Annotated in this window: 20 protein-coding genes; 13 read left to right on the top strand and 7 right to left on the bottom strand. The window is 62.0% G+C overall.

Annotation, left to right across the window (positions count from 1 at the left end; translation table 11 throughout):
• Positions 1 to 158: 158 nt before the first annotated feature.
• The 3 genes from C2H86_RS12250 (at position 159) to C2H86_RS12240 (ending at position 3,414) form a co-directional block, all read left to right on the top strand.
• Positions 159 to 1,151, top strand: coding sequence for an AraC family transcriptional regulator (locus C2H86_RS12250; protein WP_159412722.1), 993 nt, complete (start codon positions 159 to 161; stop codon positions 1,149 to 1,151).
• A gap of 116 nt (positions 1,152 to 1,267) precedes the next feature.
• Entirely contained in the window at positions 1,268 to 2,308 is a 1,041-nt protein-coding gene (locus C2H86_RS12245; RefSeq protein ID WP_159412721.1) for a histone deacetylase family protein, read from the top strand.
• A gap of 2 nt (positions 2,309 to 2,310) precedes the next feature.
• Entirely contained in the window at positions 2,311 to 3,414 is a 1,104-nt protein-coding gene (locus C2H86_RS12240) for a polyamine ABC transporter substrate-binding protein (protein ID WP_159412720.1), read from the top strand.
• 30 nt (positions 3,415 to 3,444) lie between these two features.
• On the opposite strand, the gene C2H86_RS12235 is transcribed toward C2H86_RS12240, so the two are convergent.
• Positions 3,445 to 4,974, bottom strand: coding sequence for a PLP-dependent aminotransferase family protein (locus C2H86_RS12235; RefSeq protein WP_159412719.1), 1,530 nt, complete (start codon positions 4,972 to 4,974; stop codon positions 3,445 to 3,447).
• A 90-nt stretch (positions 4,975 to 5,064) separates the two neighbouring features.
• Here C2H86_RS12235 and C2H86_RS12230 point away from each other — a divergent pair, with 90 nt between their 5' ends.
• The 3 genes from C2H86_RS12230 to C2H86_RS12220 are packed head-to-tail and all read left to right on the top strand — an operon-like array spanning position 5,065 to position 6,829.
• Positions 5,065 to 5,694: an FMN-binding negative transcriptional regulator gene (locus C2H86_RS12230; protein WP_159412718.1), complete on the top strand. Its 630-nt coding sequence runs from the start codon at positions 5,065 to 5,067 to the stop codon at positions 5,692 to 5,694.
• 11 nt (positions 5,695 to 5,705) lie between these two features.
• The gene (locus C2H86_RS12225; RefSeq protein ID WP_159412717.1) at positions 5,706 to 6,152 is read left to right on the top strand and encodes a GNAT family N-acetyltransferase; all 447 of its coding nucleotides are present in this window, start codon (positions 5,706 to 5,708) and stop codon (positions 6,150 to 6,152) included.
• Positions 6,153 to 6,157: 5 nt separating this feature from the next.
• Positions 6,158 to 6,829 carry a GNAT family N-acetyltransferase gene (locus tag C2H86_RS12220; RefSeq protein ID WP_159412716.1) on the top strand — a complete coding sequence of 224 codons (672 nt, stop codon included), beginning with the start codon at positions 6,158 to 6,160 and terminating at the stop codon, positions 6,827 to 6,829.
• Between the two features lie 102 nt (positions 6,830 to 6,931).
• Here C2H86_RS12220 and oadA read toward each other — a convergent pair whose 3' ends face one another.
• Positions 6,932 to 8,740 (bottom strand): sodium-extruding oxaloacetate decarboxylase subunit alpha, encoded by a 1,809-nt coding sequence (gene oadA / locus C2H86_RS12215; protein WP_159412715.1) that lies wholly within the window; start codon positions 8,738 to 8,740, stop codon positions 6,932 to 6,934.
• Positions 8,741 to 8,751: 11 nt separating this feature from the next.
• Positions 8,752 to 10,167: an acetyl-CoA carboxylase biotin carboxylase subunit gene (locus C2H86_RS12210; RefSeq protein WP_159412714.1), complete on the bottom strand. Its 1,416-nt coding sequence runs from the start codon at positions 10,165 to 10,167 to the stop codon at positions 8,752 to 8,754.
• A gap of 204 nt (positions 10,168 to 10,371) precedes the next feature.
• Between C2H86_RS12210 and C2H86_RS12205 the strand changes: the two genes are divergently transcribed.
• Entirely contained in the window at positions 10,372 to 11,319 is a 948-nt protein-coding gene (locus tag C2H86_RS12205) for a LysR family transcriptional regulator (protein ID WP_163986018.1), read from the top strand.
• On the opposite strand, the gene C2H86_RS28355 is transcribed toward C2H86_RS12205, so the two are convergent.
• Together C2H86_RS28355 and hexR are read right to left on the bottom strand one after the other, a co-directional pair.
• Positions 11,261 to 11,479 carry a PA3496 family putative envelope integrity protein gene (locus C2H86_RS28355; RefSeq protein WP_240349703.1) on the bottom strand — a complete coding sequence of 73 codons (219 nt, stop codon included), beginning with the start codon at positions 11,477 to 11,479 and terminating at the stop codon, positions 11,261 to 11,263. The genes C2H86_RS12205 and C2H86_RS28355 overlap by 59 nt on opposite strands.
• A 131-nt stretch (positions 11,480 to 11,610) precedes the next feature.
• Positions 11,611 to 12,477, bottom strand: coding sequence for a transcriptional regulator HexR (hexR, locus tag C2H86_RS12200; protein WP_027917078.1), 867 nt, complete (start codon positions 12,475 to 12,477; stop codon positions 11,611 to 11,613).
• Between the two features lie 103 nt (positions 12,478 to 12,580).
• Here hexR and zwf point away from each other — a divergent pair, with 103 nt between their 5' ends.
• From zwf to C2H86_RS12175, 5 genes are all read left to right on the top strand, one after another.
• Entirely contained in the window at positions 12,581 to 14,023 is a 1,443-nt protein-coding gene (gene zwf / locus C2H86_RS12195; RefSeq protein ID WP_159412712.1) for a glucose-6-phosphate dehydrogenase, read from the top strand.
• An 83-nt stretch (positions 14,024 to 14,106) separates the two neighbouring features.
• Positions 14,107 to 14,424: a hypothetical protein gene (locus C2H86_RS12190; protein ID WP_159412711.1), complete on the top strand. Its 318-nt coding sequence runs from the start codon at positions 14,107 to 14,109 to the stop codon at positions 14,422 to 14,424.
• 129 nt (positions 14,425 to 14,553) lie between these two features.
• A complete protein-coding gene (gene uvrD, locus C2H86_RS12185) occupies positions 14,554 to 16,740 on the top strand; it encodes a DNA helicase II (RefSeq protein WP_159412710.1) in 2,187 nt (728 codons plus the stop codon).
• Between the two features lie 110 nt (positions 16,741 to 16,850).
• Complete coding sequence (locus C2H86_RS12180) at positions 16,851 to 17,708, top strand: Tim44 domain-containing protein (RefSeq protein WP_159412709.1); 858 nt, start codon at positions 16,851 to 16,853, stop codon at positions 17,706 to 17,708.
• A gap of 114 nt (positions 17,709 to 17,822) precedes the next feature.
• Positions 17,823 to 18,230, top strand: coding sequence for an SMI1/KNR4 family protein (locus C2H86_RS12175; protein ID WP_159412708.1), 408 nt, complete (start codon positions 17,823 to 17,825; stop codon positions 18,228 to 18,230).
• A 127-nt stretch (positions 18,231 to 18,357) separates the two neighbouring features.
• Here the strand turns inward: C2H86_RS12175 and C2H86_RS12170 are convergent, their stop codons facing one another.
• A complete protein-coding gene (locus C2H86_RS12170; RefSeq protein ID WP_159412707.1) occupies positions 18,358 to 20,118 on the bottom strand; it encodes a cation:proton antiporter in 1,761 nt (586 codons plus the stop codon).
• Between the two features lie 333 nt (positions 20,119 to 20,451).
• Between C2H86_RS12170 and C2H86_RS12165 the strand changes: the two genes are divergently transcribed.
• A complete protein-coding gene (locus C2H86_RS12165) occupies positions 20,452 to 20,937 on the top strand; it encodes an acyl-CoA thioesterase (RefSeq protein ID WP_103448418.1) in 486 nt (161 codons plus the stop codon).
• Here the strand turns inward: C2H86_RS12165 and pdxY are convergent.
• Positions 20,934 to 21,806, bottom strand: coding sequence for a pyridoxal kinase PdxY (gene pdxY, locus C2H86_RS12160; protein WP_159412706.1), 873 nt, complete (start codon positions 21,804 to 21,806; stop codon positions 20,934 to 20,936). The genes C2H86_RS12165 and pdxY overlap by 4 nt on opposite strands.
• Positions 21,807 to 21,876 lie beyond the last annotated feature (70 nt).

Here is a 21,876-nt window from a genome sequence, read left to right as displayed (position 1 = left end):
CCAGGTCGAGGGACTAGACACCTCTCAACCTTTCAAAGGCCCGAGCGCACGCTCCGGGCCTTTTTTTTCGCCTCATGAATACCGCGCCAACCATGCCGTGCCGGTATCGGCACACAACTTGCTCCATAATGCCTCCCAGGCCCACGGGAAGACCGAGCATGCTGCACAGCCACCTGACCACCCTCAACGCGGTTTCGCTGATCCTCAACCTGTTCCGGGAAGAAGGCTGCGAGGCGACGACGTTGCTCGCCGGCAGCGGCATAGGCCCGGCCGACCTGGGCCATAGCGACGCGCGCATCACCACCCAGCAAGAGTTGCAGGTGTGCGCCAATGCCGTGGCCCGACGCGAAGAGATCGGCCTGGAACTGGGCCGGCGCATGCATGTGTCGTGCTACGGGATGCTCGGTTACGCCCTGCTCTCCAGTGCCACTTTGGGTGACGCCCTGCGCCTGGCGCTGCACTATCCGGCACTGCTGGGAACAGTCTTCAAGCTGCGCCTGGTCGACGATGGCCAGCGCGTCTGGTTCAGCGCCAGCGAATACCATGACAGCCCAGCCCTCGCCGCCTTCAATGCCGAGTTCTGCCTGGTGTCGTTGAAAGTGATCTGCGATGACCTGCTAGGCCGCACCCTACCGCTGCTCGGCGCCCGTTTCGAGCACGCGCGCCCCGGCTACCACAGCCTCTACACCGGCGCCTTTCAGTGCCCAATGGCCTTCGACGCCGAGGACAACGCCTTTGCCTTCGAGCGGCGCTGGCTGGACATGCCATTGCCGCTGGCCGACCCGATTACCCACAAGGCCATGAGTGAGCGCTGCCGGCGTCTGAACCTGGAGTTCACCGGGCGCCAGGCCTGGCTTGGGCGGATCCGCCAGCTCTTGCTGCAACAGCTGGACGCAGCGCCGGGCCTGGAGGGGCTGGCGCGGCAGATGAACTGTTCGTCGCGGACCTTGCGCCGGCACCTGCAGGCGCTGGGCTGCAGCTATCAACAACTGCTCGATGAGCTGCGCTTCGATCGGGCCAAGCAATTGCTGGCCGACGAGCAGATGCCGATATACCGCATCGCCGAGACCCTGGGGTTCAGCGAGACCGCGAGTTTCCGCCATGCATTCCAGCGTTGGAGCGGGGTCGCCCCCAGCCACTTCCGCGGTTGACCTGCAATGGCCAACGAGCTTGGCCACATCGATCCCCTTTTGGCCGTTTGCGTCGTTCTCTGCCACTTGGCCGCCCGTGAAAATGGGCCCACGCCAGTACCCCCGGAGAACAACAAATGCTGACGATCTATTCCGATGACCACCGCCTGCATCATGGCCGCTGCGAGCTGATCGACGGCAAGCTGATGCCTTGCTTCGAAATGCCCTCACGCGCCGACCATGTCCTCGAACAAGTGAAAAAGCGCAACCTCGGCGACGTCCAGGGCCCGACCGACTTCGGCCGCGCACCGCTGCAGCGCATTCACAGCGCCGACTACCTCGACTTCTTTCAGGGCGCCTGGGCACGCTGGGCCGCGCTCGGCCACGACGGCGACCTGCTGCCCTTCACCTGGCCGGCGCGCACCCTGCGCCAGGTCAAGCCAACCGGCCTGCATGGCGAACTGGGCTACTACAGCTTCGACGCCGGCGCGCCGATCACCGCTGGCACCTGGCAGGCTGCCTACAGCGCCGCCCAGGTCGCCCTGACCGCCCAGGCCGCCATCCAGCAAGGCGCTCACTCGGCCTTCGCCCTGTGCCGGCCACCAGGGCACCACGCCGCCGCTGAAGTCATGGGTGGCTATTGCTACCTGAACAATGCCGCAATCGCTGCCCAGGCCTTCCTCGACCAGGGCCGTGCCAAGGTGGCCATCCTCGACGTCGACTACCATCACGGCAACGGCACCCAGGATATCTTCTACCAGCGCAACGACGTGTACTTCGCCTCGATCCACGGCGATCCAACGGATGAATTCCCGTTCTTCCTCGGCTATGCCGACGAAACCGGAGAAGGCGCAGGCGAAGGCTGCAACATCAACTACCCGCTGCCCGCCGGCAGTGACTGGGCAGCCTGGAGCGCGGCACTGGAAGACGCCTGCCAACGCATTACCGCCTATGACGCCGACGTGCTGGTGATCTCCCTCGGCGTGGATACCTTCAAGGACGATCCGATCTCCCAGTTCAAGCTGGACAGCCCGGATTACCTGGAGATGGGCAAGCGCATCGCCCAGCTCGGCAAACCCACCCTGTTCGTGATGGAGGGTGGCTACGCTGTGGAAGAAATTGGTATCAACGCAGTCAATGTGCTGGAAGGCTTCCAGCGCGCCCAGCCAGGAGCCTGATCATGGTCCGACTCAAGCGTCTGCTCGCCCCGTTCATCGCTGCCACCCTGTTCACCGGTGCCCTGCACGCTCAAGCGGAGCAGCGCACCCTGCGTGTGTATAACTGGTTCGATTACATCACCCCGCAGACCTTGAGCGACTTCCAGAAGGACAGTGGCGTCAAGCTGATCTACGACATCTTCGACACCAACGAAGCGCTCGAGGCCAAGCTGCTCACCGGCAACTCCGGCTACGACGTGGTTGTGCCGTCCAACGTGTTCCTCGCCAAGCAGATCGAAGCCGGAGTGTTCCAGCCGCTGGACCGCAGCAAGCTGCCGAACTGGCAACACCTGGACCCGGCGCTGATGAAGCTGATCGAGGCCAACGACCCAGGCAACAAGTTCGCCGTGCCGTACATGTACGGCACCATCCTGATTGGCTTCAACCCGGACAAGGTCAAGGCCGTGCTCGGCGACAAGGCCCCGGTCGACAGCTGGGACCTGATCTTCAAGGAAGAGAACATCGCCAAGCTGAAGCAGTGCGGCGTCGCGCTGCTCGACTCGCCTTCGGAGATCCTGCCGCTTGCCTTGCAGCACCTGGGCTTGCCACCCAACAGTGACAAGCCGGACGATTACAAGAAGGCCGAAGCACTGCTGCTGAAGATCCGCCCGTACATCACCTACTTCCATTCCTCGAAGTACATGGCCGACATCGCCAATGGCGATATCTGCGTGGCGGTGGGCTACAGCGGCAGCTTCTCGCAGGCCGCCAACCGGGCAAAGGATGCGAAGAATGGCGTGGTGGTGGACATGCGCCTGCCCAAGGAAGGTGCACCGATCTGGTTCGACATGTTGGCGATCCCGAAGAACGCGGCGAACCCGGAGGACGCCCATGCATTCATCAACTACCTGCTGCGGCCTGAGGTGATCGCGCCGATCAGCGATTTCGTCGGCTACCCGAACCCGAACAAGGATGCCACCGACAAGGTCAGCCCGGCGATTCGCAACAACCCGAACCTGTACCCGACGGCGGAGGCGATGGCCAAGCTTTATACGCTCAAGCCGTTGACGCGTGAGGCTGAGCGGGCGCGGACCAGGGCCTGGACAAGGATCAAGTCCGGAACCTGATTTAGAGCCGGGGCCGCTACGCGGCCCCATTCACACTTTCCAGGCCCTGCGCAATTTCAACAAGGATTCGGCAATCTCCCCTTCAGGCACCGCCGCAAAACCCAGCACCAGCCCTGCCCGCTTATCCACAGGCGCCTCGCTATCCTCCAGCCAGTAACTGCTTAGCGGGTTCACCTCAACCCCCACCGTTTCAGCCCTGGCCACCAGCTCCTGCTCCCGCGCAAAGTTATCCACATCCACCTTCACATGCAGCCCCGCCGCCACCTCAGGCATCGCACCCAGCCCAGAAACATCCACAGGCCATCCAGCCTTGAGCACATTGCGCCGGCTCAGCGCTGCCTTGCGCATGCGCCGGATGTGCCGCTGGAAGTGCCCTTGGGCCATGAATTCGGCCATCACGCACTGGGTGCCCACTTCCGAATGCCGTACCGCCAGTGCCCGTCCCTGGCTGAACGCCTGGACCAGCCGTGGCGGCAGCACCAGATAGCCCAGCCGTAATGCCGGAAAGGCGATCTTGCCAAAGGTCCCGACGTACAACACCCGCCCGTGGCGGTCGAGCGCTGCCAGCGGGGTCAAGGGCGCGCCGCTGTAGCGGTACTCGCCGTCGTAGTCATCCTCGATGATCCAGCCATCGCTGCGCTCGGCCCATGCCAGCAAGGCCAGGCGCCGTGGCAGGCTCATGGTCACGCCGGTCGGGTACTGGTGCGCCGGGGTGACGTAGACCAGCCGGCAGTCCGTCAACTGATCCAGATGCAGGCAATCCATGCCCTCCTCGTCCACCGGCACGCCAGTCACTTTGCCACCGGCCACGGCGAAGGTATGCCCGGCGGCCCGATAACCCGGGTTTTCCACAGCCACGCCGTCGCCCGGTTGCAACAGCAACTGTGCACAAAGGCTGATGGCCTGTTGCGCACCACTGGTGATCACAATTTGTTCAGCCGTGCAGGAAAGACCACGCGAACGGCGCAAGTAGGCGGCTATCAGCTCGCGTAGTACAGGCTCACCCGCTGGGTCGCCATAACCCAGCTGCGCAGGCGACGGATTGCGCCAGAAAGCCGCCTGCAGCTTGGCCCAGACGTCAAAGGGGAACAGATCAAACGCTGGAATTCCGACTCGAAATGCCCTCGGTGCGCCGCTTTTTGGCGGTGGCAGATGGTTACTTTTCAACCGCTCCAGCGGCTCGCTGGAAAGCTTGTTGCTGGATAAATCCTCAGTGCTTTCCGAAGTAAATGTGGATAAGTCTGTTGATAAACCCCGGGATAACCCTGTGGACAGTTGTGTGGATAGTTTTGGTAGACGGCTCACATAAGTGCCATCACCCACCCGGCTTTCGATGTAGCCCTCCGCATACAACTGGTCATAGGCACGCACCACGCTGTTGCGCGACAGCGCCAGCACGTTTGCCAGGTCACGGGTAGCCGGCAACCGCGTGCCGCTGCTCAAGCGGCCATCCAGCACCCGCGCACGCAGGGCCTGGTACAGCTGCTGGCTGAGCCCACGACGACGATCGAGAACGATACCAGCAGGATCGAAAGGCAATACGAGGGGGCGCTCGCTCATGAGATTGGACCTATCAAAACAGTCATAAATGGCTCTTACCCAGAACCAATAGCCTGCCTAGGATGGAACCATTCGACAAGGATCCTGCGCATGTACAACAGCAAACCCCATCAGGAACATGACCTTGAGCGCTTGCACCAGCACATGCGCGAAACCCGTCTGGCCGTGCTGGTCAGCCACGGTGAACAGGGCCTGCTGGCCACGCACCTGCCGGTTTTGCTCGACACCCAAGAGGGCCAATTCGGCACCGTCTATGCCCACCTGGCGCGGGCTAACCGCCAATGGCAGGACCTCGAACAAGGCGCCGAAGCACTGCTCGTGTTCCCGGGTGCCGACGCCTACGTCAGCCCCAGCTACTACCCGAGCAAGGCCGTAAACCCCAAGGTGGTGCCGACCTGGAACTACCTTGCCGTGCACGCCTACGGCACGGCCGAAGTGATCCACGCCGCCGCGCCATTGCTGCAAATCGTCAGCCGCCTGACCGACCGCCACGAGCAGGGCCGCAGTGCGCCCTGGAAAGTCGCCGACGCCCCCGCCGACTACCTCGACGGCATGCTCCGCGCCATCGTCGGCATCCGCCTGCCCATCGCCCGTCTGCAAGGTGCGCGCAAGCTCAGCCAGAACCGCTCGGCCGAAGATATCGCCGGCGTGCGTGATGGCCTGGGCGCCAGCCCGGATTACCTGGACAACCAACTTGCGGCGCACATGCGCCAACTCTGAAGGAAGAGTCTATGCCCAGCATTACCCTGCGCCCTGTCAGCGCCCAAGACCACGCTGCCTGGCTCGCCCTGTGGCAAGCCTACCTGCGCTTCTACCAGACCGAGCTGGCAGAGGAAGTAAGCCTCAGCACCTGGCAACGCCTGCTCGACCTCAACGAACCGACCCACTCGACCCTGGCCTGGGTCGATGGCAAGGCGGTGGGCATGGTCAACTTCATCTACCATCGTTCCAACTGGAGCATCGAGAATTCCTGCTACCTGCAGGACCTCTACGTCGACAGCAGCCAGCGCGGCCTGGGCATCGGCCGTCAGCTGATCGAACACGTGTACGCCACGGCCAAGGCCGCCGGCTGCATCAAGGTGCACTGGCTGACCCACGAAACCAACGCCACCGCCATCAGCCTGTACGAGCAGGTTGCCGAGCGCCCGGGCTTCATCCAATTCCGCAAAGGGTTGTAGGCCACATGACTGACGCACTGAACTGGAAACCTGCTGCATCGCCCAAGGCCGAAGCCATCGACGGCCGCTTCATCCGCTTGGAGAAACTCGACCCGGCGCGCCACGGCGACGACCTCTGGGCCGCCTTGCAAGGTCCCGATTCCGACCCGGTGCTGTGGGACTACCTGCCCTACGGCCCGTTCACCGAGCGCGCTGCCTTCGACCGCTGGCTGCAAAGCAACGCCGCCGGCCACGACCCGCTGTATTACACGGTGATCGACCGCACCAACGGCCAGGCCCAGGGCGTGCTCACCCTGATGTCGATCGTGCCCGACCACGGCCGTATCGAGATCGGCCACATCGCCTTCGGCGCCCCCATGCAGCGCACGCCCAAGAGCACCGAGGCCGTTTACCTGTTGGGCAAGCTGGGCTTTGAGCTGGGCAACAGGAGGCTGGAGTGGAAGTGCAACAACGCCAACGCCCGCTCCAAGCGCGCAGCGGAGCGGTTCGGTTTCGTCTTCGAGGGGGTGTTCCGCAAGCACCTGGTGGTAAAGGACCACAACCGCGATACGGCGTGGTATTCGATTACCGATGATGAGTGGCCACAGGTGGCAGCGGGGTTCGAACGGTGGTTGAGTGAGGCGAATCAAAAGCCGGAAGGTCAGTTGGAGACGCTCGAGGCATGCCGCAAAGGCTGAAAGATTTGCTGGATTTACTGGCCTCTTCGCGGGGCAAGTCCGACACAAAAAAGGGGAGCATCCGCTCCCCAGAGGTTAACCGCTTGTAGATGAAGGCTTATCTCAGCCTTCGATCTCGATCAGGATCTCGCCCGGTGTCACGCGATCGCCCTTGGCCACGTGGATGGCCACGACCTTGCCGGCGATGGCCGCCTGCACTTCGGTCTCCATCTTCATCGCCTCGGTGATCAGCACGGCCTGGCCGGCCTTGACCACGTCGCCTTCCTTGACCAGCACATCGACGATGTTGCCTGGCATGGTGGTGCTGACATGGCCCGGTGCACTGGCCTGCTTGCGCTTGCTGCCACCGCCGCCGACGAATTCGTTGAGCGGCTCGAACACCACTTCTTCCGGCATGCCGTCGATCGACAGGTAGAAGTGACGCTTGCCTTCGGCCTTGACGCCCACACCGGTGATGTCAACGCGGTAGGTTTCACCGTGCACGTCGATGACGAACTCGGTCGGTACACCTTCCCCGCCATGGGACGCCACTGCTCCGGCTTCGGGAATCGGCAGCAGCGCTTCCGGGGTAAGGGTGCCGGCTTCGCGTTCTTCCAGGAACTTGCGGCCAATGTCCGGGAACATGGCGTAGGTCAGCACGTCTTCTTCGCAACGAGCCAGGGCACCGATGTCGCCACGCAGCTTGGTCATCTCTGGCTTGAGCAGGTCGGCCGGGCGTACGTCGATCACTTCCTCGTTACCGATGGCCTGGCGGCGCAGCTGCTCGTTGATCACGCCCGGCGCCTTGCCGTAACCGCCTTGCAGGTACAGCTTCACCTCGTTGGTGATGGTCTTGTAGCGCTCACCGGCCAATACGTTGAAGAACGCCTGGGTACCGACGATCTGCGAGGTCGGGGTCACCAGCGGCGGGAAGCCGAGGTCTTCACGCACCCGTGGGATTTCTGCCAGCACTTCGTTCATGCGGCTCAGCGCACCCTGCTCCTTGAGCTGGTTAGCCAGGTTGGAAATCATCCCGCCCGGGACCTGGTTGACCTGCACGCGGGTATCCACGGCGGTGAACTCGCTCTCGAACTGGTGGTACTTCTTGCGCACGGCGTAGAAGTACAGGCCGATTTCCTGCAGCAGCTCCAGGTCCAGGCCGGTGTCGAACTCGCTGCCCTTGAGCGCGGCGACCATCGACTCGGTACCTGGGTGGCTGGTGCCCCAGGCGAAGCTGGAGATCGCGGTGTCGATGTGGTCGGCACCGTTTTCCACGGCCTTGAGCTGGCACATGGCGGCCAGGCCGGCGGTGTCGTGGGAATGGATGAACACCGGCAGCGACTGCTCGGCCTTCAGCGCCCTGACCAGCTCTCCGGTGGCGAACGGCGTCAGCAAGCCGGCCATGTCCTTGATCGCAATCGAGTCGCAACCCATGGCTTCCATCTGCTTGGCCTGGGCGACGAAGGCGTCGATGGTGTGCACGGGGCTGACGGTGTAGGCGATGGTGCCCTGGGCGTGTTTGCCGGCAGCCTTCACCGCTTCGATGGCGACACGCAGGTTACGCACGTCGTTCATGGCGTCGAAGATGCGGAACACGTCGATGCCGTTGACCGCGGCCTTGGCGACGAAGGCCTTGACCACGTCGTCGCTGTAGTGGCGGTAGCCCAGCAGGTTCTGGCCGCGCAGCAGCATTTGCAGACGGGTGTTCGGCAGGGCCGCACGCAGTTTGCGCAAGCGCTCCCACGGGTCTTCTTTGAGGAAGCGCACGCAGGCGTCGAAGGTGGCGCCACCCCAGACTTCCAGCGACCAGTAGCCGACCTTGTCGAGCTTGTCGCAGATCGGCAGCATGTCTTCGGTACGCATGCGGGTAGCCAGCAGGGACTGGTGGGCGTCGCGCAGGATCGTGTCGGTTACGTGAATTTTCTTGGACATTATGGGGTTCCTCACAGGCCTGCGTGGGCGGCGATGGCGGCGGCGATGGCCAGGGCCAGCTCTTCGGGTTTGCGCTTGATCGAGTAGTTGGTCAGTTCCGGGTGGCTTTCGACGAAGCTGGTATTGAACTGGCCGCTACGGAATTCCGGATTGCGCAGGATTTCCTGGTAGTACGCGGCGGTGGTCTTCACCCCTTGCACGCGCATGTCGTCCAGGGCCCGCAGGCCACGGTCCATGGCTTCTTCCCAGGTCAACGCCCAGACCACCAGCTTCAGGCACATGGAGTCGTAGAACGGCGGAATGGTGTAGCCGGTGTAGATCGCCGTGTCGGTGCGCACGCCCGGGCCGCCGGGGGCATAGTAACGGGTGATCTTGCCGAAGCTGGGCAGGAAGTTGTTCTTCGGGTCTTCGGCGTTGATACGGAACTGCAACGCATAGCCACGGTGCTGGATGTCTTCCTGTTTCACCGACAACGGCAGGCCCGAGGCGATACGGATCTGTTCGCGGACGATGTCGATACCGGTGATTTCTTCGGTGATGGTGTGTTCCACCTGCACCCGGGTGTTCATCTCCATGAAGTACACCTCGCCATCGGCGAGCAGGAACTCCACGGTACCGGCGTTCTCGTAGTCCACCGCCTTGGCCGCACGCACCGCCAGGTCGCCGATGTAGGCGCGCTGCTCGGGGGTGAGCTGTGGGCTCGGGGCGATTTCGATGAGCTTCTGGTTGCGGCGCTGGATCGAGCAGTCTCGCTCGAACAGGTGCACGACGTTGCCAAAGCTGTCACCGAGGATCTGTGCCTCGATGTGCTTGGGGTTGACGATGCACTTTTCCAGGAACACTTCGGCCGAACCGAAGGCCTTGGTGGCTTCGGAAATCACCCGCGGGAAGTTCTGTTCCAGCTCTTCACGGCTGTTGCAGCGGCGAATACCACGGCCGCCACCACCGGAAGTCGCTTTGAGCATCACCGGGTAACCGATACGCTCGCCTTCGCTCAGGGCTTCGTGAATGTCGGCAACGTTGCCTTCGGTGCCCGGGGTTACCGGCACACCGGCTGCGATCATGGTGCGGCGCGCTTCGGTCTTGTCGCCCATGCGGCGGATGACCTCGGCAGCTGGGCCGATGAACTTGATCCCGCGCTCGGCGCAGATCTCTGCCAGCTCGGCGTTTTCCGACAGGAAACCGTAACCTGGGTGCAGGGCGTCACAGCCGGTTTCCACAGCAAGGTTGACCAGCTTGCGCGGGTTCAGGTAACCGGCCAATGGCTCGGCACCAATGCTGTAGGCCTCGTCGGCGCGCTTGACGTGCAAGGCGTGACGGTCGGCGTCGGAATAGATCGCGACAGAGCGAATGCCCATCTCGGCGCAGGCACGCACGATCCGAACTGCGATTTCACCCCGGTTGGCGATCAGGATTTTTTTTATCACTGGAGTCTTCCCAAAGCCGTAGGAACAGACGATCCGGTTCTACCGGTCGGCGCGTGACCAGAGGTTGCTGGCCAGTCGCACATTCACCCTAGCGCTGAAGGTCGATAAACAAAAATCAATATTTGTTAGGGGCTGTATTAGCAAAAGCTTATAGTTCGGTAACAAGGTATTGCCGAAGAGCCGATAAAAATGCGTAAGTCCTTGATGCGTATGACATTGCGTCAATTGCAAATCTTCAACGAGGTGTGCGATTTGCGTTCGTACAGCCGGGCTGCGGAGGAGATGGCACTGACGCAACCCGCCGTTAGTCTACAGATCCGTCAGCTCGAAGAGCTGATCGGCCAGCCGCTGTTCGAGTACGTCGGCAAGAAGCTCTACCTGACCGAAGCGGCCGAAGCGCTGCAGCGCGCCAGCCGTGACATCTTCGGGCGCCTGGAGAGCCTGGACATGCAGCTGTCGGATATGCAGGGCTCACTGCAGGGGCAGCTGAAACTGGCGATCGAGTCCAGTGCCAAGTACTTCGTGCCACACCTGTTCGCCGCCTTCAAGCAGCGTCACCCGGAGGTCAACCTCACCCTCACGGTAGTCAACCGTGCCCAGGCGATCCGCCGGCTCTCCGACAATCGCGATGACCTGATCATCATGTCGATGGTGCCCCAGGACATGGGCCTGGAGTTTCTGCCGTTTCTGAACAACCCGATCGTGGCCGTGGCCCCGCCGGAACACCCGCTGTGCAAGCTCGAACACCTGCGCCTGCAGGACCTGGAGCCTCATACCTTGCTGGTCCGCGAGCAGGGTTCGGGCACGCGCAAGGCCTGCGAGGAGTACTTCAAGGACAAACGCGTGCACTTCACCCAGACGCTGGAGGTTGCTTCGGCCGATGCCCAGCGCGAATGCGTGATCGCCGGCCTGGGTATTGCCCTGCTGACCCGCCATGCCGTGAACCTGGAGCTGGCCACGGGGGTACTCAGGGAGCTGCCGGTGGAGGAGTTGCCGCTGTACCGCAGTTGGTGCGTGGTGCAGGCCAAAGCCAAGCGACAATCGCCGGTGGCCTTGGCCTTTCTGGCGTTCATCCGCAGCGAACGTGCGTTGATCAGCGCGCTGGTTGAGCGTTTTTCGGGGAAGTTGCCGTCGCCGCCTGCCACACCGTAAGCGCTTGCAGTTCGGGGTAATCGGCCAGATCGCGGAGCAGTTGACGTTGGTCGCAATAACTCTCGATCGCGCGGCGGTACTCCATGCGGCGCTGATCCTTTTCCTGTTGCTTGCGAGCCTTGGCGCTGGGTTGGTACGTACCGTCGAAGTCACGAGCCATTGCCTGTCTCCCAGATAGGATGCGGGAGTTTCAGACTGGCCTTGAGGGGTTACGGTTTGGCTGTGGAATGGTGACAAAACCGTGAAATCTGCTTTTCCTGTCCCGCGAACGCGTCTGAAAAGGAGAAAGAATCAGTCGTCGGTAGCCTTGATCGACTTGGGCGACAACCGCAGGCTGCGCAAGCTGCGCTTCACGCTCTTGAGGTGATTGACCAGGCTCGGCCCACGGGCCATTGCCACGCCCATGGCCAGTACGTCGATCACCACCAGGTGAGCGATACGCGAGGTCAGCGGGGTGTAGATTTCGGTGTCTTCATGCACGTCGATCGCCAGGTTGACCGTCGAAAGCTCCGCCAACGGCGTCGCGCTCGGGCACAGAGTGATCAGGTTGGCGCCGCTTTCACGCACCAGGTTGGCGGTGATCAGCAGGTCCTTGGAACGCCCCGACTGGGAAATGCACACCGCCACGTCACCCGGCTTCAGCGTCACCGCCGACATGGCCTGCATGTGTGGGTCGGAGTAGGCCGCGGCACTGAGCAGCAGGCGGAAGAACTTGTGCTGGGCGTCGGCCGCTACCGCGCCGGATGCGCCAAAGCCATAGAACTCCACACGCTGGGCCTGAGCCATGGCACTCACGGCCTGTTGCAGGGCCTGCGGGTCCAGGTGCTCTCGCACTTCCATCAGCGTGTGCAGGGTAGTGTCGAAAATCTTCAGGCTGTAGTCGGCAACCGAGTCGTCTTCATGAATCGCGAACTGGCCGAAACTGGCACCGGCCGCCAGGCTCTGCGCCAGCTTGAGCTTGAGATCCTGGAAGCCCGAACAACCGATCGCCCGGCAGAAACGCACAATGGTCGGCTCGCTGATACCCACGCTGTGCGCCAGGTCAGCCATGGAGCTGTGCATCACGGCAGCAGGGTCGAGCAGCACGTGGTCGGCCACTTTGAGTTCCGATTTGCGCAGCAGGTGGCGCGATTGGGCGATATGTTGCAACAGATTCACGGGCTGGACTCGGTTATGATCGGCTGGCCGGGATGTAGCTTTCTTGTAGTTATACTACATGGACGCCAACCCGCCCAGTTAAACGAACGTGGAGAGTGGTGGTTTGACTATTCCTTGCGACATTCTGGTGTTCGGTGGCACCGGTGACCTGGCCCTGCACAAACTGCTGCCGGCGCTCTATCACCTGTATCGCGAGGCACGCCTGAACAACGCGGTGCGCATCATTGCCCTCGCCCGCCGCCACATAAGCCGTGACGAATACCTCAAGCTCGCCGAACGCCATTGCCGGGCGCAGATCGCCCGCCACGATTTCGATGAAGATGTGTGGCAACGCTTTTCCGCACGCCTCGACTACTTCCCCATGGATGCCGCGCAAAGCGCCGATTTCGGCCGCCTGGCGCGCTACCTCGGCGAGCCTGGAGGGCTGACCCGCATCTACTACCTGGCCACTGCGCCCAACCTCTTCGTCCCGATCGCCAACCATTTGCGGATTGCCGGGCTTGCCGACAGCGAAGCGCGCATCGTGCTGGAGAAGCCGATCGGCCACTCGCTGGCATCTGCCACCGCCATCAACGAAGCGATCGGCGCGGTATTCGACGAATCGCAGGTGTTTCGCATCGACCACTACCTCGGCAAGGAAACCGTGCAGAACCTGATGGCCCTGCGCTTCGCCAATGCCCTGCTGGAACCCGTGTGGCGCAACGGCCAGGTCGACCATGTACAGATCAGCGTCTGCGAAACCCTCGGCGTGGAAAACCGCGGCGGTTACTACGACCGCGCCGGGGCGACCCGCGACATGCTGCAGAATCACCTGCTGCAGCTGCTGTGCCTGGTGGCCATGGAGCCGCCTGCGCAGTTCGAGGCCGAAGCCGTACGCGACGAGAAAGTGAAGATCCTGCGTGCCCTCAAGCCCATTACCGGCCAGGACGTGCAGGACAAGACCGTGCGTGGCCAGTACGGTGCCGGCCACATCGGCGGCCAGGAAGTGCCGGCCTACTACTTCGAGAAGGACGTCGACAACGACACCGACACTGAAACCTTCGTCGCTGTGCACGCTCACATCGACAACTGGCGCTGGGCCGGCGTGCCCTTCTACCTGCGGACCGGCAAGCGCATGGCCCGGCGCTCGTCGCAAATCGTCATCCAGTTCAAACCGGTGCCCCACGAGCTGTTCAGCGGCGGCCAGGTCAACCAGCTGCTGATCCAACTGCAGCCAGAAGAGCGCATCAGCCTGCGGATGATGACCAAGAGTCCCGGCAAGGGCATGCGCCTGGAGCCCGTCGACCTGGACCTCAACCTTGCCCAGGTATTTGGCCAGACCCGCCGCTGGGAGGCCTACGAACGCCTGTTGCTGGACGTGCTGGAAGGCGATTCGACGCTATTCATGCGCCGCGACGAAGTCGAGGCCGCCTGGGCCTGGATCGACCCTATCATCGGAGGATGGGAAGAGCATTTCCAGGCTCCACGCCCCTACTCCGCAGGCACCAATGGGCCGGAACAGGCGCTGGGCCTGCTGGCGCGACACGGCAGGCAATGGCATAGCTGAAAAGCTACCCGATTCCGGCGGTTCATCCGTGAACAGAAAGTAGCCATGCGCATCAGCGCAACTACTCACTGAAGGAAAGAACCATGACCGTAACCATTGAAGAAGTTTCTGCAGTCAACGAAATCACCAACCTTGAAGAAGTGTTCCGAGTTGAATGCACTGTCACTGTCAGTAGCCCAGCCATTGAGCTGGAGCTGGTTGAGCCTGTGGTGCGCAATAAAGGAGGGTGGGCAGAACTTCACCTGCAAACTCGTGACACTGGCGAAATCACATTGCAAGTTGAAACGAAGAAGACCGTGGTCTACGAACAAAAAGGGACTTGCAAGTGGCCAACCTTGAGGATTGTTTCCGCCAACGAGACCAAGCTTGTGAACATCGATACCATCAAGACTAATCAGTAACCCCCCGGCGTGAACCACTCGTCGTGACGGGCGATCTGGTTCACTCGGCCAACGCAGATCGCAGCAATGGGGTGAATATTCATACAGTAGATATTTGCCCCATTTCCCGCATCGCCATAGAATGGCTCAATGCGCACAGATGACCTTTCCCTCCTGCTGAACTCCCTCAACGATGCCCAACGCCAGGCCGTCGCGGCCACGCTTGGGCGTCAGCTGGTGCTTGCTGGCGCCGGTTCCGGTAAAACCCGCGTGCTGGTGCACCGCATCGCCTGGCTGATCCAGGTCGAGCAGGCCTCGCCGCACTCGATCCTGTCGGTGACCTTCACCAACAAGGCGGCCGCCGAGATGCGCCAGCGGATCGAGCAACTGCTGGGTATCAATCCGGCGGGCATGTGGGTAGGCACCTTCCACGGCCTGGCGCACCGCCTGTTGCGGGCGCACTGGCAGGAAGCACGCCTGGTGCAGAACTTCCAGATCCTCGACAGCGATGACCAGCAGCGGCTGATCAAGCGCGTCATGCGCGAACTCGGCCTGGACGAGCAGAAATGGCCGGCGCGCCAGGCCCAGTGGTTCATCAACGGGCAAAAGGACGAGGGCCTGCGACCGCAACATATCCAGGCCAGCGGCGACCTGTTCCTGCAGACCATGCGCGATGTCTACAGTGCCTACGAACAGGCCTGCGAGCGCGCCGGGGTCATCGACTTCTCCGAATTGCTGCTGCGCGCCCTCGACCTGTGGCGCGACCACCCTGGCCTGCTGGAACACTACCAGCGGCGCTTCCGCCACCTTCTGGTGGACGAGTTCCAGGATACCAACGCCGTGCAATACGCCTGGCTGCGCCTGCTGGCCGGCAAAAACGGTGGCAGCCTGATGGCGGTGGGCGACGACGACCAGTCCATCTATGGTTGGCGCGGCGCCAAGATCGAGAACATTCACCAGTACACAGCCGACTTCCCCGACGCCGAGATGATCCGCCTGGAGCAGAACTACCGCTCCACCGGCGGCATCCTCAAGGCCGCGAACGCGCTGATCGCCAACAACAGCGGGCGCTTGGGCAAGGAACTGTGGACTGACATGGGTGAAGGCGAGCCGCTGACGCTGTACGCCGCCTACAACGAACACGATGAAGCGCGCTATGTGGTCGAGACCATCGAAAGCTTGATCAAGCAAGGCAACGCGCGCAGCGATATCGCCATCCTGTATCGCTCCAACGCCCAGTCGCGGGTGCTGGAAGAAGCCCTGCTGCGCGAACGCATCCCCTATCGCATCTACGGTGGCCAGCGCTTCTTCGAACGCGCCGAAATCAAGAATGCCATGGCCTACCTGCGGCTGATCGAAGGCCGCGGCAACGATGCGGCGCTGGAACGGGTGATCAACGTGCCACCTCGTGGAATCGGCGAGAAGACCGTCGAAGCCATTCGCGAACATGCCCGCCACAGCCAGCTGTCGATGTGGGAAGCCATGTGCCAGCTGTTGGCCGCCAAGGCGCTGAAAGGCCGCGCTGCCTCTGCCCTCGGTGCCTTCATCGAGTTGATCGAGGGCCTGGCCAGCAAGGTCGCGGACATGCCGTTGCATACCATGACCCAGACCGCCATCGAGCAGTCCGGCCTGATCATCTATCACCAGGAAGAGAAGGGTGAAAAGGGCCAGGCACGGGTAGAAAACCTTGAGGAACTGGTAAGCGCCGCGCGCAACTTCGAAACCAGCGAAGACGACGCCGACCTGTCGCCGCTGTCGGCCTTCCTTGGCCATGCCTCGCTGGAGGCTGGCGATACCCAGGCAGAGGAGCACGAAGACAGCATTCAGCTGATGACCTTGCACAGTGCCAAGGGCCTGGAATTCCCCTACGTGTTCCTGGTCGGCATGGAAGAAGGCCTGTTCCCGCACAAGATGAGCCTGGAAGAACCCGGCCGCCTGGAAGAGGAACGCCGCCTGGCCTACGTGGGCATTACCCGTGCCATGCGCCAGCTGATCATGACCTACGCCGAGACTCGCCGCCTCTATGGCAGCGAGACCTACAACAAGGTGTCTCGATTCGTACGCGAGATTCCGAGCGGCCTGGTTCAGGAGGTACGCCTTTCCAACAGTGTCAGCCGACCGTTTGGCGGTTCGACGAGCACGAGCAGCAACCTGTTCGCCAATGCCAATATTCCGCAGACCGCCTTCAACCTTGGCCAGCGCGTGCAGCACGCCGTGTTTGGTGAAGGGGTGATCCTCAACTTCGAGGGCTCCGGTGCCCAGGCGCGGGTGCAAGTAAACTTCGCCGAAGGCAGCAAATGGCTCATGCTGGGGTACGCCAAGCTCGAGGCTATCTAAAAGCCTCGAAACATTCAGGCAAAAGCTGGAAACATCTTGTCGCTGGCCATGTGCACAGGAACCTGTGCACCATGACGCGCGTGCAATCCACAACAGGGGAAATCCCACTTATGCAACGTTTTCTTAGCATCGCACTGGCGCTCTGCGTCGGCCTGACGCTGAGCCTGGACGCCAACGCCAAGCGTTTCGGCGGCGGCAAGAGCTCGGGCGCCGCGCCTATCCACCAGACCCGCCAGGCTACGCCAACCACGCCTGCCGCCGCGCCGACCGCTCCAGGTCGCGCTCCGGCCGCCGCCAGCGGTGCTTCGCGCTGGCTGGGCCCACTGGCCGGCCTCGCCGCCGGTGGCCTGCTGGCGTCCATGTTCATGGGCGACGGATTCGAAGGCTTCCAGATCATGGACTTCCTGATCGTGGCGCTGATCGCCTTCCTGGTGTTCCGCTTCATTGCCGCGCGACGTCGCCAGCAGCAGCCGCAAATGGCCGCTCCGGGCCACGCGCCGTTCCAGCGTGAAGCCCATGGCCAGCAGCATGCCCAGCCGTCGATCTTCGGTGGTTCGGCCGCTCCTGCTGCCGCAGCCGCTCCGGTGATCAACGCACCGGCCTGGTTCAACGAGCAGAGCTTCCTGGCCGCAGCCCGCAGCCACTTCCAGTCGCTGCAGCAGCACTGGGATGCCAACGAAATGGACAAGATCGCCGAGTTCGTCACCCCGCAGATGCTCGAGTTCCTCAAGCGCGAGCGTGCCGACCTGGGTGATGGCTTCCAGTCCACCTACATCGATGACCTCGATGTGCAGCTGGACGGTGTCGACGATCGCGCCGACCGCACCGACGCCACCCTGACCTTCCGTGGTGTGTCGAAGACCTCGCGCTTCGACCAGGGTGAGGCCTTCAGCGAAAGCTGGCACATGGTTCGCGCCCAGGGCGACAACCAGCCTTGGCTGGTTGCCGGTATCCGTCAAAACGGTTAACCGACGCACGTTGCACAAAAAACCCCGGGCCTGTCCCGGGGTTTTTGCTTTTGCCAGAGCAGGCTACTAGGGTATAACGCGCAGCGTTGTCATCAAGGTCAGAGGATGTAAGCCGTGGAAGAAGTGATCGAACAACTCCGTGAAGCCAATGAACCCGTGCCGGTGCCCTTGGAGCTTCCCGACGAAGACCAGCTGGTAGAGATCGAGGAAGAGCTGTTCATCAACATTCCGTTCGTGTTCAAAGAGTTTCTGCTGACCGTCAGCGATGTCGTGTACGGTTCGCTCGAGCCTGTAACCGTCACTGATCCGCAATCGCACACCTACCTGCCCGATGTCGCGGCCAATGCCTGGGATGCCGGCGTGCCACGCGACTTGATTCCACTGTGTCAGGACGGCGACGACTACTACTGCGTCGAAGAAGACGGCACCGTGGTGCTGTGGGTTGCAGAAGATGAAGCTACTGCCGAGGACAATTGGGAATCGGTGTGGCACTGGGCGCGGGACGTGTGGCTGGAAAGCTGACACACAGGGAAATAATGGCTTAGCGCCATTAATGCAGTTAAAATCGCCAGGCTTTCTGCGCCTGGCGACATCGCTACCGCTCCATCCCCTCGGACGACGGTGAAATCTTGCGCAGGGAGCGTATCCTTCAGTGCGAGTGATCGCGGTTGTTCTCCAGCGTCTCCAACAAGGCGATCTGCATCCGCGAATGTACGCGGATGAACCAGCGCCACAGCAACGCCACCACCACCGCCGCTACCACTGCGATCACCAGCAACAGCTCGCTGGTCGGCAGAATGCTCGCCGACAATGCCGACAGCAGCAGGAAGATCACCAGTAGCGACAGCAGCGGGATCACCTCGGCAACCACGCGTCGCACGCGCTGGGTATGCCGCCCGGCAATTTCCGGCTTCACCCCCATCTCTGCCAATAGCATCGACAATGCCTTGAGCTTGCGATAGGCAGCAATCAAAAACGGCAGCGACAACAGTAGCGCCGCGCCCCAGATCAGCGCCTTCTGCTGGCTGATATCCGTCACCCACTCATTGAGCCAAGTGCCGATGCGCCCGGCGAAGTAACCGCCGCTGAAGAAGATCGCGATCACCAATGCCAGGTTTACACCCACCTGCAGCAGGATGCGCCGGATCATCGCCGCCAGCATGGCGCTTTCACCTTGCGGCTGAATGTTACGCAACCATTCCCCATATAGTGACAGCACCCGCGCCAGGCGCCGTGGCACGACATTGCCGAGCTTCAACGACAGCGGGTCGGCGGCGCGGATCAGGTAAGGCGTCAGCAGCGTGGTAATGGCCGAAACCGCCACCGCCACCGGGTAAAGGAAGTCGCTGGTAACTTGCAGGGTCATCCCCAGGGCCGCAATGATGAAGGAGAATTCGCCAATCTGCGAAAGGCCCATGCCCACCCGTAGCGAGGTGCGCCCGTCGTTACCGGCAATGAAAGCGCCCATGCCGCACGACAGCATCTTGCCCAGCACTACCGCCAGGGTGATGACCACGATCGGCCAGGCGTAGTCGACCAGCACCTGCGGGTCGATCATCAGGCCGATGGCGACGAAGAAAATCGCGCTGAACAGGTCGCGCACGGGCTCGATCAGGCGTTCGATCTTCAGCAGTTGGCGCGACTCGGCCATGATCGCACCGATCAGGAAGGCCCCCAGCACCATGCTGTATTCCAGCTTGACCACCAACAGGCAGAAACCGAAACACAGGCCCAGCACGGTGATCAGCAACATCTCGTTGCTTTCGAATTTCGCCACGTAGGCCAGAAGCCGCGGCACCAGCAGGATGCCGATCACCAGCGCGACGATCATGAACAGCGACAGCTTGCCGACTGTGGAGAACACTTCACCGGAGCTGACCGAGCCACTGACGGCGATGCCCGACAGCAAGGCGATGATGCCGATGCCTAGGATGTCCTCGACGATCAGCACACCGAAAATCAGCTGGGCGAAACGCTCGTTCTTCATCTTCAGGTCGTTCAGCGCCTTGACGATGATGGTGGTCGAGGAAATCGCCAGGATCGCGCCAAGGAACAGCGAGTCCATGGTGTTCCAGCCGAACCAGCGGCCGATCTCGAAACCGATCCAGATCATCAGGACGATTTCCAGGAATGCCGCAATGAATGCCGTGGCACCGACCTTGAACAGCTTGCGCAGGCTGAACTCCAGGCCCAGGCAGAACATCAGGAAAATGACCCCCAGCTCGGCCAGGGTCTTGATCGTGTCTTCATCGTGGATGAGGCCGAACGGCGGCGTATGCGGGCCGATGATGAAGCCAGCGACGATGTAGCCCAGTACCACGGGCTGCTTGAGGCGATGAAAGAGGATCGTCACCACACCGGCGACCAGCATGATCACTGCCAGATCCTGGATGAAGCTGATGGCATGCATGGCGCGATACTCCTTTTCGACTTTGCTGGATGCCCGGGCAGACCGCTCCTCTGCCAAGGCAAAGCTGAGCGAGCAGCGAGTACATACTGTATTGAATGCAGAAACGCCCACGTTGCATGGGCGTACTCAGGTTAACATCGCACCCCGCCGCAAAAAGCCGGTGCAATATGTAGAAACAGATCGGCCGAACAGCCGCTTCTGATGAGGTAAATGGCGTGACGAGGGAGCGTCCGGCAACGTCCCGTAATTCAGGAAGGCAAACCTTCTAGAGGGGAAACAGAAGTGTCAGCAGATACCCGCCCCGATTCAGCGCAATCTCACCGTGAGCACACTATGGAACCTGGAAACGCCGAGCTGAGCATGACCGTCTTGATGACACCGGACATGGCCAACTTTTCTGGCAACGTACACGGCGGCACCCTGCTCAAGTACCTAGACGAAGTGGCCTATGCCTGTGCCAGCCGCTATGCCGGCAGCTATGTGGTGACCCTGTCGGTCGACCAGGTGATCTTCCGCGAGCCGGTTCACGTCGGCGAGCTGGTGACCTTCCTCGCCTCGGTCAACTACACCGGCAACACCTCGATGGAAGTGGGTATCAAGGTGGTCACCGAGAACATCCGCGAGCGTTCGGTACGCCATTCCAACAGCTGCTTCTTCACCATGGTCGCAGTCGATGACAACCGCCGCCCGGTGCCGGTGCCGCCTCGCCAGCCGCACTCCAGCGAAGAGAAGCGCCGCTTCCTGCAGGGTCAGCAGCGCCGCCAGATCCGTCAGGAGCTGGAAAAGCGCTACCAGGACCTTAAAACCGACGCGATTTAGTAAGCCAGGCGCTGCGCCTCGAAGCGCACGCGCGGGTGGGCAATGCGATCCTGGGCCCGCACCAGCTGCAGTTCGTAGCTGGTGCAAGCCTGGGTTTCCAGTAGCACCTCGTGCACGGCCGCCGCGGTGAATTCAAAGGCCTGTAGCCAGCCGTCGCCCAGCAGCACCCGGGCCAGGAACAAGCCCGAAGTCAGGTCACCCACGCCAACCGGCTGCCGCGGGAAGGCCAACAGGGGGCGACGCAGGTGCCAGCTGTCTTCGCGGGTCACCAGCAACATCTCGAACATATCTTCAGCACGCCCCGGATACGACAGGTGCTTGACCAGCACCACTTGCGGGCCGCGCTCGAGCAGGCTGCGCGCCATGCTGACGCAGTCCTCGAGCGATTGCGCACGGCGGCCGCAGAAGCTATCCAGTTCCAGCTGATTGGGGCAAAGGATATCCGCCTTGGCAGCTGCTTCATCGAGCAGAAACTCGCTGACCTCCTGGGGAACGATACAGCCCTTTTCCGCATGGCCCATGACCGGGTCACACAGGTACAGTGCCTTCGGGTTAACAGCCTTGATGCGTTCGAACCCAGCCAGAATCGCCCGGCCCTGCTCGGCGCTGCCAAGGTAGCCAGACAGCACGGCGTCGCAGTGGCCCAGTTCGCCAATGTTGGAAATACCTTCCACCAACGCAGGAATTTGCGCTGGAGCGAGCACTTCACCCGCCCACTGGCCATACTGAGTGTGATTGGAAAACTGTACGGTATTGAGGGGCCAGACGTTGACCCCGATACGCTGCATGGGGAACACCGCAGCGCTGTTGCCGGCGTGGCCGAACACCACGTGGGACTGGATGGCGAGCAGATGCGGGGTACGTTTCATGCGGGAGGGTTCCAAAGCTGTTTCAAGGATTGTGCAGCGCGCAGTATGGACTCGATTGCCACCTGTACGA

Source organism: Pseudomonas putida (assembly GCF_009883635.2).
Lineage (GTDB): Bacteria > Pseudomonadota > Gammaproteobacteria > Pseudomonadales > Pseudomonadaceae > Aquipseudomonas > Aquipseudomonas putida_W.
The sequence above is the reverse complement of the archived record's forward strand: the minus strand, read 5'-3'. Positions and strand labels throughout refer to the sequence as shown.